This window comes from Streptomyces sp. PSU-S4-23, from assembly GCF_055632315.1.
Map to the genome: position 1 here is coordinate 7,593,964 of NZ_JBVMUU010000002.1, position 12,505 is coordinate 7,606,468.

Below are 12,505 nucleotides of genomic sequence, written 5' to 3' on the forward strand. Positions count from 1 at the left end.
ATCGAGGCTAGTGACCCGTTGCGCGGAGCCACCGCATCGTTGTGACAAGCTCCTCTCCGAAGTCCTTGCACAGCGCGAGCAACTCGCGACCGGTGGACGAGTCGAGCAGCCCTGCGGAATCGGAGAGATCGCGGAGAGCCCCGTGGCAAGCGGATTCGACGGCGAAGTTGCGTGACGCAAAATACCCCTCGCCCGCCCGGTCCGCCAGGTTCGCGAGGTACTCGCGATGGGCTTCCTCCGAGGGGTGCGAGCAGAACGAGCCCTCGACGAGGTCGTCGAGGTAGTCCGCCAGGCCGGCCGAGCCTTCGACCACTCGCTCTGCTACGCCCACGCCAGGCTTGTCCAGCAACTCGCCGAAGGCCAGCAGGCTACTGATGGTCTCCAACTGGAAGAGCTGGACCGTGTCCGGGTCGACCTCAGACGTGAAGAGCGGGGCCGTGCACAGCTCGCCGATCGCTTGCCGGAATGCGCGATCCGACTGTTCACCAGAAGGTGACGCCGCCAGTTGGAACAGCGACTCCAGCACAGCCTGGTCGACGCCCCACTCGGCATCGAGCTCGAACGCGAGCACTGGCGCACGCCACCGCCACAGGGCCAGGGCGGCAGCCTGACGCTGGTGGACGGGCTTCAGGTCTATCAACCGCTCGATCTGCACACGTCCTTGAGCCAGCCCTTCTGATCTACCGATCCTCGCCCGCCCCCTTCAATAGGGACACTGTAGAAGCCGCCGAAGGACCACGCGATTGCCTCGACAGCGCCTCATCCCCGAGTCAACACCAAGATCGGGCACTCCGGTTCAGAATGTCCTCTGAGAATTCCCCACGTACGGCGACCTCCGCCGTCACTCTCCGTCGATGTCCTGGGGTCCGAGTTGTACGGTGCGAGTCAGGCCGCAGGTGAGTCTTGGGCGCGGACGGCATCGCCGTCGGTCGTGCTCTTGGGAATACGGATCCGCGCTTGATCTTTGAACGCGGTGGCACGGTCGGCGTCGGCCCTCTGGCGCGTGGCCGTCCAAGCCTTGTCCGGACGAGAGAGTGCGGTGATCACGCGATGCAGGCGGTGCGGTTTCACGAGTACGGCGGGATCGATGTGCTGCGGGTGGAGGAGGTGGAGCGGCCGGTGGCCGGTCCTGGGCAGGTGCTGGTCGAGGTCCGCGCGGCCGGGATCCAGCCCGGCGAGGCGCACATCCGCACGGGCGCGCTGCACGAACGCTGGCCGGCGGCGTTTCCCTCCGGGCAGGGGAGCGATCTGGCTGGCGTCGTGGTGGAGGCCGGCCCGCACGTCCGGGGCTTCGCGGTGGGCGATGAGGTTTTGGGCTTCACTCACAGGCGGGCCAGCCATGCGCAGTTCGTTGTGGTCGACGACGTGAATCTGGTCTTCCGTCCGGCGGGGTTGGCCTGGGAGGTGGCCGGTGGGCTGTACGTGGCCGGCACGACCGCGTACGCCACCGTGTTCGCGGTGGACCCTGGACCGGACGACACGGTCGTCGTCGCCGGTGCGGCGGGCGGAGTCGGGTCGCTTGCCGTGCAGCTTGCGCGGCGGCGCGGCGCCACGGTGATCGGGCTGGCGAGCGAGCGAAATCACGCCTGGTTGAAGGATCGCGGTGTCCTCCCGGTCGAGTACGGGCCGGGTGTGGCCGAGCGGATCCGTCAGGCGTCCGGCGGCAGGGTCGACGCGTTCATCGACGCCTTCGGCGACGGCTACGTGGCACTGGCAGTGGAACTGGGCGTGCGGCCCGAGCGAATCAACACGATCCGCGACTGGCAGGCCGCAGCCAAGGTCGGCGCGCGGACCTACGGAGAAGGTGCGGCGGCGTGTGCGGTCGTGCTCGGCGAGCTGGCCCGGCTTGCCGCGCGTGGGCAACTGGAGGTGCCGATCGCCCGCACCTACCCGCTGGAACAGGTGCGTGACGCCTTCCGTGAGCTGGAACAGCAGCACACCCACGGCAAGATCGTGCTCCGGCCCTAGTACTCCAGCAGTACTTTGACGTTTTCCCTGTTCAGGGGCGGTTTGGGTGAGCGTGGTGGGCTGGTTGCTAGCCCGTGTTCTCTTTCCAGGACCGCCCCTCGCTCGTGTGCAGCCGCCGCTGACAGCGGCAGCGGTGTGGGCAGCCTCCCGGCGTGATCGACGAGCGTGCAGTTGAGATCTGGAACGACGAGCTCGAGGAACTGTTCCTGCGTACCGGCCACCGCTTCAGGCGCGTCGAGCCGCGTCGCAGGATGCGTGACTACGTTCCTGGAAGCCTCCGGGTCTTGCAGGTCCTCGGTGGAGCAGCGGCCGGCGAAGGCGAAACGGAGGGCGGACGGCGCCGAACGACGTGGGGGATCGCGGTGGTCCGTGATTCTGCTCGGCGGGTCGGCCACGACCATGGACGCTCGGGGGCGGGCAGGAAGTCAAGCGCCGGTCAGCCGATCGGTGCCGGTCCACGCCAAAGCGGTCCGTGGGCGGCGCGTGGTCGGTGTGGAGCAGTGTTGAGGCTTGGGCGGGAGGGGGCTCCCGCGCGGGTTCGGGCCAGGGCTCGTAACTAGGATCGGGCACCATGACCAGTGATCTCGGATTCACCTGCAGGTGTTGTGGAGGGCGCCACCCTGAGCTGCCGATGAACCACACGGCCGAGGCCCCGGCCGTGTGGGATCAGGCCTTCGCCGACGCCGAGGACTGCCTGCTTTCATCGGACCAGTGCGTGATCCGCGCGCAGCACTACTTCATCAAGGGCCTGATCGAGATACCGGTCATCGGCCGTGACGAGGTGTTCTCCTGGGGCGTCTGGGTCTCGTTCAGCCGCGAGAACTTCTCCCGCGCGGCGGACTTGTGGGATACGCCCGGTCGTGAAGCCGAGGAGCCGTACTTCGGCTGGCTTACGACCGACCTGCCGGTCTACGCGCCCACGACCCTCAATCTCAAGACTCACGTCCACACGCGCCCGGTCGGTGAGCGCCCCTGTGTTGAGCTTGAGCCCACCGACCACCCTCTCGCTGTCGAACAGCGCACGGGGATCACTCCGGACCGTGTGCGGGAGATCGCGGCAGCCGTGATCCACGGCAACGAGAGCGGTCAGCGGTGATGGCCGGCAACTCCGTATCGCCGATCCCGGTCGCGCCTGCCGGTCTCACCCGGCGGGCCAAGGTCTTCATCGAGGTGCACGGCATCCGCGTGCCTCGGCAGGGCATCCGGCGCCACCGAGATGCGTGGATCGAGCACGGGATCCCCGCTGCGGAGGTCGACCGGGCCGTGGCATTCCAGGACCGCTGGGGTGGCCTCGCACTGCCGCCGGCCCCGTTCTACGAGGGCGGCCCGCGCACCCTGGACGCGGACTGCCCCGAGGGCTCGGCCACGGAGGGCTGGTGGATCCCGGCCGGGGACTGCCGGTATTCCATGGCGTACGGATTCATGATCGGCCCCGGCGGAGAGTTCGGAATCCATGGCTCCCGCTGGGCGCCGCTCCATGCCAGTACCGGCGGATGGGTGGAATCGCTGGCGCTGGCCGCCCACGCGGGACGCTGGGCAAGAACCATTACGAAGATCACCGGTAAGGCCGTCGACTCCCTGCACCTTGACGGGTACGAGCCGGTACCTGAAGTGCAGGGAGTGACCGACTCCTGGTGGCGGGGCAAGGATTCACTCATCGCCCTCTACCGGGGCGAAGCCGTCGGCCTGGACGCCCCGCAATGCCTTGAAGCTCACATCTACGGCGGCCTCGACAAGCGGGGCCTCCAGGTTGCGTCCTGGGAAGTGGTGTAGGGGTTCCCACCTGATCCGGGCGTTTGCCCTGGCATCGGGGTGGAGTCTGCATAGATGAACGGCCACCGGCTGATCTTCGAGGTGTCGAAGCTCGAAGGAGATCAGCGCGATGACCGCACCCGACAGTCTGCCCCTGCACGCCCTCACGGAAGACAACCTCGCCGCGGCGAGTCCCGATCTGCTGCGCGCGATGATCAAGACGTTCGCCGACGCACTCATGTCCGCCGAGGCCGATGCCCTCTGCAAAGCCACACTTCTTGCCACCAACCGTGAGTTGTCGGTGCCTCCGGGGACGGCTACTGGTCGATGTCGACGTGCACCCCGCGCAGCTGCAGCCGAGCCTTGAGGAACTCCATCTCCGACAAGGTCCCCACCAGGCCATCGTGGCTCAGTTCCCCAGACAGCTCACGAGCGCGCGACAACGAGGCCGCTGAGAGCTCCCGAAGGACCTTCATAGCCGGGACAAGGCTGGGGCCCGGACCGACCAGCAGCCGGAGCCTGACGGGTCCGTGCGCTGCGAGTAGGGCCTCCCGGACATCATCAGGCGCTGGTCCCCGACCAGCGTGTTCGCACATGAAGGCGCCGCAGGACCCGCAAGAGAACTCCGAGTCCCACCACAACTCATCATGAAGGATGAACTGGTTCACCTGTCGCACCGCTGTGCTGCCGCACCTCGCACCGTGATGCGATCTTCGCTGTCTGACCAGTCACCCGGGCCCCCTGTGCTCCACTTCCGCGGCAGATCCTCACCGCAGAAGACGCAGACGAAGTTCTCCTCCCGCACGATGTTGAGCTCCCGGCAGGAGCGGCATCGGCTCTCGCCGGCGCTCAGCACCTCTCCGCCGCCAGCACACACCACGTGCTCGCTGCGACGCGGAGCCAGTCGCAGTACCCCGCCGCCATCGACGACGAACGTGAAGGGCTCGGCCAACTCATTCAAGGTCAGCGCAGAGACCCACTCGCCGAAGTCCGCTGACGAGCGGATGCTCCGACCCTCACAACCCGCCTGGACGAGCGCCATCAGCTCCGCTGGACCCACATACCGACAACTCTGCCCCCGCGTCTCCACGCACACCAATCCAATAGCTCATGCAGCCAGAACCTGGGGGATTACGGGCTCTGGCGAAGACCGCGAGCGTTGACAGGGCGGAACTGCGGCCTCGGCGTTCGCCATCAACCTCAGTGCCGACAACCAGGTCCAGGCTCCAACCACCGTGTGCCGGCTCAGCGGCTGGACTCGCCTGTCGGCGACGGCTGAAAAGTGGACCAGTAGCGACGCTTGAAAGTTGACCCCCTCCAAGGGGTCTGGCTCGTTGAGTCAGGCCGGGAGGAGTGGTGATCAGCGTGGAGGACTGGGCGGAGATCCGCCGGCTTCACCGGGCCGAGCAGATGCCGGTGCGGGCGATCGCGAGGAAGCTGGGGATCTCGAGGAACACTGTCCGCAGGGCGATCGCGGACGACGCGCCGCCGAAGTACCAGCGGGCGCCGAAGGGCTCGATCGTGGACGCGGTCGAGCCGCAGCTCCGTGAACTGCTCGAGCAGTGGCCCGAGATGCCGGCGACGGTGATCGCCGAGCGGATCGGCTGGGACCGCGGCCTGACCGTGCTCAAGGACCGCATCCGGGACCTTCGGCCGGCCTATCGGCCCGCGGATCCGGCCTCGCGGACGGTCTATGAACCGGGCGAGATCGGCCAATGCGACCTGTGGTTTCCGCCCGCCGACATCCCACTCGGCTTCGGCCAGGTCGGACGGCCACCGGTGCTGGTCATGGTCACGGGCTACTCGCGGTGGATCACCGCCCGGATGCTGCCCTCCCGGTCGGCAGCCGACCTGATCGCCGGGCACTGGCGGCTGCTGACCGAGCTGGGAGCCGTCCCCAGGGTCTTGGTCTGGGACAACGAGGGGGCCGTCGGCTCCTGGCGGTCCGGCGGCCCCCAACTCACCGACGAATGCGCCGCGTTCGCCGGACTGCTGGGCATCAAGTTCCTGCTCTGCAAGCCGCGGGACCCGGAGGCCAAGGGCCTGGTCGAACGGGCCAACGGCTATCTGGAGACGTCGTTCCTGCCCGGCCGGGTATTCACCTCACCGGCCGACTTCAACATCCAGCTCGCCGACTGGCTGACCAGAGCCAACCGGCGCGTCCACCGCACTTTGCAGGCCCGCCCGTCGGACCGGCTGGAGGCCGACCGCTCCCGCATGCTGGCCCTGCCGCCGATCGCCCCACCGGGCTGGTGGAAGGCATCCCTGCGGCTGCCCCGGGACCACTATGTCCGCCTCGACACCTGTGACTACTCGGTGCATCCGCTGGCCGTCGGCCGCCGCATCGAGGTCGCCGCTGACCTGGACCAGGTCCTGGTGACCTGCAACGGCGTCGAAGTCGCCCGGCATGCCCGCAGCTGGGCCCGCCACCAGACCATCACCGACCCCGATCACGCGGCGGCTGCCGCGGCCGCCCGCAAGACGGCCGCGGAGAAGAAGCCAGCGCCAGCGGAGGTGACCGAGGTCGAGGAGCGGTCGCTGGACTCCTACGACCGGATCTTCGGAGTGATCGACGGCGGTCTGAGCACGGGTGAGGGGGCAGCCTGATGAGCACAAAGAACAGCACGAACCAGGCCAGGACCAACCGCGATGTGTCCTCTGAACTCGTTTATCTGACCAAGGCGTTGAAGGCCCCGGCCCTGCGGGACGCGGCCGCCCGGCTGGCCGAGCGGGCCCGCGACGAGGGCTGGAGCCACGAGGAGTATCTCGCCGCCTGCCTGCAGCGAGAGGTCGCCGCCCGCGACTCTCACGGCGCCGAGGGACGCATCCGGGCCGCCCGGTTCCCCTCCCGCAAGTCGCTGGAGGACTTCGACTTCGACCACCAGCGGTCCGTGAAACGGGAGGTCATCGCCCATCTGGGGACGCTGGACTTCGTCGTCGGCAAGGAGAACGTGATCTTCCTGGGGCCGCCCGGCACCGGCAAGACCCACCTCGCCACCGGGCTCGGCATCCGGGCCTGCCAGGCCGGCCACCGGGTCGCCTTCGCGACCGCCGCCCAGTGGGTCGCCCGCCTCGCCGAAGCCCATCAAGTGGGCAGGCTCAGCGACGAGTTGACCCGGCTGGGACGGATCCCGCTGATCATCGTGGACGAGGTCGGCTACATCCCCTTCGAACCCGAGGCCGCCAACCTGTTCTTCCAGTTCATCTCGGGCCGCTACGAACGCGCGAGCGTGATCGTGACCAGCAACAAGCCCTTCGGGCGCTGGGGCGAGGTCTTCGGTGACGACACCGTCGCCGCCGCGATGATCGACCGCCTCGTCCACCACGCCGAAGTGATCTCACTCAAGGGCGACAGCTACCGCATGCGCGGCCGCGACCTCGGACGGGTTCCCGCCGCCAACACCGGGGAATGACCAACATCAACTGACGCAGTGGGGGTCACTTTTCACCCGTCGGAACTGGGTCACGATTCACGCGTCGCCGACACTCGCCGACACCCGGGCGGGGCACGCCGCGGGGCGTGTCGGAGCCCCGCGAGGCGCGGAGCGTGCCGCACCACCGACCGGCACACACCACGGCACACCCAGGCCCGACGAATACCGATACCGCACTCCATCCCTGCACGCGCTCCATCCACTGACGGAGGTCGCCACCCCGGCGGTCGTTCATCAACCCGGTGAAGGCCCGGACGTGTTCGGCGGTTCGGTCGAGGGCGGGGCAGCGGGCGAGAATCTGCTTGAGCTGCTGGGCCTGGTCGTCGTCAAGGCGGTCGGGGCGGCGGGTGATCCAGCTGGTCACGTCACGTCACGCACGGACGGCGCTTTGCGGGGCGGATCGTCGCGCGGGAAGGCTTCGCGAAGCCGTTGGACGTACCTTTTCACCACGCTCTCGCCGCCGGGACAGAGCAGTACCTCTTCGGACACGTCATGACGCCCAGATCAACCAGCTGATCGACTGGGCCCCTGGACGTCCGGGTGCCGCGGTGCATGACACCACCGTGCCGCCGCCTTTGCTGCCGTCGGAGCGCCGCAGGTCCGGGTTTTCGGTGAGCTACTTCCCCGGCTGGGTGAACGTGAGGATTCTCGGTGTCAGCAGTTTGGAGGAGTCCGGTCCGCGTTCGGTTCCCGGCTTGATGTAGTCACGCAGCGAGGCCATGAACATGCCGTGCAGGGCGGGGTCGCCTTCCGCGGAGGTGTTCACGTGTGACGGCAGCATCTGAGTGGTGATCTCGGTGCAGTTCTTCGGCCAGCCGGGCAGGCCACGGAGCACCGCGCAGTTCCGGGTGAAGTAGTGCACGAAGAATTTGCCGCTGTTCTTGACCGTGTTCGTATAGCCGTCCGCGGAACCTTTGAGGGTGGTGTCCAGAACGTTCGCCACGCCCGCCAGCAACGAGGCGTCGTTGACGGACAGGGCGGTGTAAGTCGCGTTGCCGGTTTCGGTGGCGAGGGTGTCGACCACCGCGTAGACCTGTCCGGAATCAAGCGGGAGCGGTGGTGCGAAGAAGTAGGCCGCGTCCTGCTGGTCGCCCAGGCAGTTCATGTTGATCTCGCGGCAGTACGGCCCGATCCACCCGTAGTCCCGCACCAGGTCGGGGATCAGGGAGGATGCTGACGGCGGCTGGGTGCAGTCACTGGTCTGCAGGCGCGCCGTACTGCTGACACGGTCGCACACCGCGCTGACCAGATTCCCCAGGTCACCTGCCAGGTGGGCCTCGCTGTTCGCCGTTCGCTTCTCGAAGCGCAGCGATCCGTAGCGCTGTACGGGTCCCAGGGAGTCAGGGGCACGCACGCGCAGCACCGTCAGCGGAGGATTCTTCCGCCACTTGTCCGCAGCCTGCTCCTGGCCGGGGTCGGGGACGGCGTACCGGAACGCGGTGAAGAAGTCGATGGCGTCCTTGCCCATGCCCAGCGGCCCGATCGAGCCGTGGTTGTCGCGGGCGGGGATCTGCTCGGTGAAGATGTCCTCGCCGGGAACGCCTCGGGCCTGCAGGGCCCGGCGTACGGCGCGGTCGGTGGTGGCGCTGGGGGTGATGATGAAGTACCGGTTCTTCTCGAAGGAGTAGCCGGATTGCCGTTCCATGACGACGTTGTTGACGGTGTCCCCGAGTGCGGACACGCTCTGGACCCGCCCCGACCGCCGGTCGCCGGGTGGGATCGTGTCGAACAGGTACTGCATGGGGACAGGCCGATCGGCCGTGCGCTCCCACTTGAGGTAGTCACTGGTCTTCCACTGCCCGCGCCGGCTGGATTCCCATGTCTGGAGCCCCATGTAGCGGCCCGGGGGTGGCATCTTCCCGTAGAGCACGATCGCGTCTCGCGGATCGAGCCGGTAGGCCGTCGTGTAGCCGGGCCTCGTCCGGCCGAACGCGTTCACCACGGCGGGATCCACGTACTCGTTCGGCCAGGTTTTCACGACGGGCACCACGTATGGGGCCGCGGGGTTGTTCAGGAGGCAGTTCTTCAGCAGGGGGTAGGTGGCGTCCTTGCAGTCCTGCTGGGTATACAGCCTCGCGTATCCCGGATTGACCTGAAACCCGCTCTTTTGCAGGCCGGCGACCAGCCCCGTGGTGATCGCATCACCGGCCGTGCCTTCCCCCGCGCCGGCCTGGTGCTGGCCACACCCGGATATGGCGAGCAGCATCACGCACGTCAGCGAATACCAGACTCTCGGAGCGACGTGGCCCATGGTCATCCCTCCTGGCCAATTCGATGCCCTGGGGTGCTGCGCGGCCAGGTCGTGCCGTGGTTCCGCATACCCTGACCCCATATCGAGGACTCTCGGTAGAACGAGTGTCACCATGAGTACGTGCGCGGGGCCACCGGACTGAGGCAGCCGGGCGAGCTTCCGCCATCGGCGGCTGCCGTCACAGCGCCGTGCCACAGTGCCACTCATCCGGCTCGCCGACGCCCTGGTGAGCATCCGCGGCTGCGAGAGGCCACAGGGTTCGTCCCCCGATGGCTTCGCGGGGGACAATGAAGATCTTCCACCCTGAAGTCGCAGGTCACGGGTTGTCGGCGATGGCTGAAAAGTGATCCGGAACCACGATTGAGGCGACGCTGACAGCCAGACCCGCACCTGCGGCGCACCACCTCGGTAGTGCGGCTGGCCCCGGGCTCGCCGCACGGCCGTCGGCTGGCTGATCACCCCTGACACACTGCGGTCGGCGTGGCAGGGCCGGAAGGACGAAAAGCCTTCAGGGATGTCAGAATCCGATGGCCTCGCGCAGCAGCAGGACAGTGCCGCGCCCGGGCTGCGGCTCGGCGTTGAGGACGAGCAGACGGTTGACCGCGCTCGGCTGCTTGTAGACCGCCTGGGCGCGCGCGGTCTCCAGTGGAAGGGCATGTTCCTCGACCCGGCGCAGTGCGGTGCTCAGGTCGGGTACCACCTTCTGCGCGCCGACGACCCAGATCGCCTTTGCGGCGCCGCCGGCGGAGGCGGGCAGCTGGCTGCCGCTGCCCGAGGCGATGACGAGCGAGCCGGTCTCGGTCACGGCCGCGACGCTGGCGACGAAGACGTCCGGGGCGGCCGTCAGCCGACGGATCTGGTCGGACTCGGTGACGCGGTCCATCGTCAGCACGCGCGGCCGGATGGCCTGGTAGCGGTGGCCGGTCTCGATGTCCTGTGCGATGCCGGAGAGCCGAAGCGTCTCGCTGGCCCCGGTGAACACGCCCGCGCCCTCCGGTATCAGTTCCTTGACGCGGGCGCGGGCCGCCGCGGCGTCCTCGAGCAGTTCGGCGGTGAAGCCGTTCGCCCGCAGCGCCGCGACCGCCCGGTCCAGCCGCTCGACGGACGCCGGTGCGCCGAAGCCGTTGGCCGCACCCGTGGCCGACGCGTCCGCCTTACCGGCCTCCGAGGCCAGGCCGGCGTCCCGTGCCTCACCGGAGCCGTGCGCCCGAACGCCGGGGCCGGGCGCCGAACCTCGCAGCGGGGTCGTGTCGACGTACCTGACCTCGTAGACCCGCTCGGCGAACTTCCAACCCTCCGGCGTCCGCTGGTAGCTGTCGTGGTAGACGGCGAAGTTCAGGCCCGAGCGGCCGTCGAGCACCCGCGCGATCTCCTGCATGTAGGTGCGGCCCGTGGCCGTGTCGCCGTCGAGACGGATCGTGCCCGGGTGGCTGTTCTGCACGAAGAAGTCCCACTGGGCCTGCAGGCGTTCGCCTCCGGTCCGGATCTCCTCGCGGCCGGCGAACTCGACCGGGACGTTGGGCATGCGCAGCACGCCGTCGGGGGTGAACAGCGCGGCGAGGCGGGCGCGGTCGCGCATCATCGCCGCGTCGGTGAACTCGCCGCGCAGCGCCTCGATCTCGACGCGGTCGGCGATCTCCTGGAAGTCGTTCATGTCCGGCGTCCTGTCCTGTGGCTGGTGTGTTCCTCTTCACCCAGTCCGACAACGCAGCGCTGCCGAATGTGAGGCGAGCCGCCAACCTCACATTCCGCCGCTCTGATTTGTCGTAATGGAGAGGGACCGCGAATGAGGGAGCCGGAGAGCGTATGACCACCCCGTGGGAGCAGTCACAGCGGCAGGCGTACGAGCAACACGACCCGGGCCTGGGCACGATCACGAGCGAGCGGCGACAGCTGCTCAATCTCGCCTACCGGCTGCTCGGGTCCCTGGCCGACGCGGAGGACGTCGTCCAGGAGACCTACACGCGGTGGTACGCGATGTCCCGGGCGCAGCAGGAGGCCGTCGAGTCCCCGGGCGCCTGGCTGACGACGGTGGCCAGCCGTATCTGTCTGAACCTGCTCGGCTCGGCGCGCAGCCGGCGGGAGACCTACGTCGGGGAGTGGATCCCGGAGCCGCTGCCAGACCCGGCCGAGTGGATCGCCGGGGCGGCGGGCGGCGCCGGCGGGGACCCGGCCGACCGGATCACCCTTGACGAGTCGGTGACCATGGCCTTCCTGGTCGTGTTCGAGTCGTTGACCCCGGCCGAGCGTGTCGCGTTCGTGCTGCACGACATCTTCCGCTACCCGTTCGCCGAGGTGGCCGAGATCATCGGCCGCAGCCCGGCGGCGTGCCGTCAGCTGGCGTCCTCGGCCCGCCGTCGCATCGCCGCGCGGGCGGAAGCGAGCCCGGACGCGGCCCGGCAGGCGAGCGTCGTCCGGCGGTTCAAGGCGGCCTGGGAGGCGCAGGACATCGAGGCCCTGCTCGGCCTGCTCGACCCGGGCGCCACCGCGATCTCCGACGGGGGTGGCCGCGCCGTCGCCCACCTGCTGCCGATCGAGGGCGCGGAGCAGATCGCCCACCTCTATCTCACGATCGCCCGGCTCGCGCCGGCCCGAACGATCCTCGAGCGCACCGTCAACGGGCTGCCGGGCCTGGTGATCGAGTCGAAGGGCCGGATCGAGACGGTGTTCGCCTTCGAGGTCGCCGAGGACGACCGGATCACGCGCATCTGGGCGGTGCGCAACCCGGACAAGCTCCAACCGTGGCAGCTGTCCTGACCGTCCGAAGCCGCATGGGACCACCTACGCGGACCCATGAACATCTTCCTCAACGCGGCCCACGAGAAGCTGGGCCGACCCGGCCCCGGAAGCGGTCCCGGAGGCTCAACCGTCAGAGCACGGGCTACCCGATCCCTCATCAAACCGGACACACCACAAGAATGACGGAGCCCTGCGGCTGGCGCTGGCCGATCCGGGGTTCGATCCTTCGGTGCTCACCGGGTTCAGGGAACCGGCTGATCGCAGGAGACACCGGGATCGAGCTCCTGGACCGGGTCCTTGAGGCGACTGCGGAGCACGGCTTGCTGAAGGCGGGTGGGCCGCACCCGGCGTCACGAACTCC

General features: G+C 68.5%; 10 protein-coding genes and 1 pseudogene. 7 read left to right on the forward strand and 4 right to left on the reverse strand.

Going from position 1 to position 12,505, the window contains the following annotated elements; genetic code table 11:
• Positions 1-7: 7 nt before the first annotated feature.
• Complete coding sequence (locus tag ACZ79I_RS34385; RefSeq protein WP_471502790.1) at positions 8-655, reverse strand: hypothetical protein; 648 nt, start codon at positions 653-655, stop codon at positions 8-10.
• A gap of 395 nt (positions 656-1,050) precedes the next feature.
• On the opposite strand from ACZ79I_RS34385, the gene ACZ79I_RS34390 reads away from it, so the two are divergent.
• From ACZ79I_RS34390 to ACZ79I_RS34405, 4 genes and pseudogenes are all read left to right on the forward strand, one after another.
• Positions 1,051-1,968: an NADP-dependent oxidoreductase gene (locus tag ACZ79I_RS34390; protein ID WP_471502792.1), complete on the forward strand. Its 918-nt coding sequence runs from the start codon at positions 1,051-1,053 to the stop codon at positions 1,966-1,968.
• 631 nt (positions 1,969-2,599) lie between these two features.
• Positions 2,600-3,064 (forward strand): DUF2199 domain-containing protein, encoded by a 465-nt coding sequence (locus ACZ79I_RS34395; protein WP_471502794.1) that lies wholly within the window; start codon positions 2,600-2,602, stop codon positions 3,062-3,064.
• Positions 3,064-3,741 (forward strand): hypothetical protein, encoded by a 678-nt coding sequence (locus ACZ79I_RS34400; RefSeq protein WP_471502796.1) that lies wholly within the window; start codon positions 3,064-3,066, stop codon positions 3,739-3,741. The genes ACZ79I_RS34395 and ACZ79I_RS34400 overlap by 1 nt, the downstream gene beginning before the upstream one ends.
• Positions 3,742-3,850: 109 nt before the next feature.
• Positions 3,851-3,991 (forward strand): annotated as a pseudogene (locus ACZ79I_RS34405) (IS256 family transposase); the annotation flags it as partial.
• 393 nt (positions 3,992-4,384) lie between these two features.
• Here the strand turns inward: ACZ79I_RS34405 and ACZ79I_RS34410 are convergent.
• Positions 4,385-4,762, reverse strand: coding sequence for a hypothetical protein (locus ACZ79I_RS34410; protein WP_471502797.1), 378 nt, complete (start codon positions 4,760-4,762; stop codon positions 4,385-4,387).
• 314 nt (positions 4,763-5,076) lie between these two features.
• Here ACZ79I_RS34410 and istA point away from each other — a divergent pair, with 314 nt between their 5' ends.
• A complete protein-coding gene (gene istA, locus ACZ79I_RS34415) occupies positions 5,077-6,327 on the forward strand; it encodes an IS21 family transposase (RefSeq protein ID WP_471502799.1) in 1,251 nt (416 codons plus the stop codon).
• Positions 6,327-7,133 carry an IS21-like element helper ATPase IstB gene (gene istB / locus ACZ79I_RS34420; RefSeq protein ID WP_471502801.1) on the forward strand — a complete coding sequence of 269 codons (807 nt, stop codon included), beginning with the start codon at positions 6,327-6,329 and terminating at the stop codon, positions 7,131-7,133. The genes istA and istB overlap by 1 nt, the downstream gene beginning before the upstream one ends.
• A 637-nt stretch (positions 7,134-7,770) precedes the next feature.
• On the opposite strand, the gene ACZ79I_RS34425 is transcribed toward istB, so the two are convergent.
• Together ACZ79I_RS34425 and ACZ79I_RS34430 are read right to left on the reverse strand one after the other, a co-directional pair.
• Positions 7,771-9,405 carry a hypothetical protein gene (locus ACZ79I_RS34425; protein WP_471502803.1) on the reverse strand — a complete coding sequence of 545 codons (1,635 nt, stop codon included), beginning with the start codon at positions 9,403-9,405 and terminating at the stop codon, positions 7,771-7,773.
• Positions 9,406-9,922: 517 nt separating this feature from the next.
• On the reverse strand, positions 9,923-11,059 hold the full coding sequence (locus ACZ79I_RS34430) for an LUD domain-containing protein (protein WP_471502805.1): 1,137 nt from the start codon (positions 11,057-11,059) through the stop codon (positions 9,923-9,925).
• A gap of 152 nt (positions 11,060-11,211) precedes the next feature.
• Between ACZ79I_RS34430 and sigJ the strand changes: the two genes are divergently transcribed.
• On the forward strand, positions 11,212-12,162 hold the full coding sequence (sigJ, locus tag ACZ79I_RS34435) for an RNA polymerase sigma factor SigJ (protein ID WP_471502807.1): 951 nt from the start codon (positions 11,212-11,214) through the stop codon (positions 12,160-12,162).
• Positions 12,163-12,505 lie beyond the last annotated feature (343 nt).

Excerpts from the sequence above, each read along its gene's own strand:
- ACZ79I_RS34400 (WP_471502796.1), top strand. The coding sequence starts at position 3,064 with ATGGCCGGCAACTCCGTATCGCCGATCCCGGTCGCGCCTGCCGGTCTC.
- ACZ79I_RS34410 (WP_471502797.1), bottom strand. The coding sequence starts at position 4,762 with ATGGCGCTCGTCCAGGCGGGTTGTGAGGGTCGGAGCATCCGCTCGTCA.
- ACZ79I_RS34390 (WP_471502792.1), top strand. The coding sequence starts at position 1,051 with ATGCAGGCGGTGCGGTTTCACGAGTACGGCGGGATCGATGTGCTGCGG.
- ACZ79I_RS34425 (WP_471502803.1), bottom strand. The coding sequence starts at position 9,405 with ATGGGCCACGTCGCTCCGAGAGTCTGGTATTCGCTGACGTGCGTGATG.
- ACZ79I_RS34430 (WP_471502805.1), bottom strand. The coding sequence starts at position 11,059 with ATGAACGACTTCCAGGAGATCGCCGACCGCGTCGAGATCGAGGCGCTG.
- istB (WP_471502801.1), top strand. The coding sequence starts at position 6,327 with ATGAGCACAAAGAACAGCACGAACCAGGCCAGGACCAACCGCGATGTG.
- ACZ79I_RS34395 (WP_471502794.1), top strand. The coding sequence starts at position 2,600 with ATGAACCACACGGCCGAGGCCCCGGCCGTGTGGGATCAGGCCTTCGCC.
- sigJ (WP_471502807.1), top strand. The coding sequence starts at position 11,212 with ATGACCACCCCGTGGGAGCAGTCACAGCGGCAGGCGTACGAGCAACAC.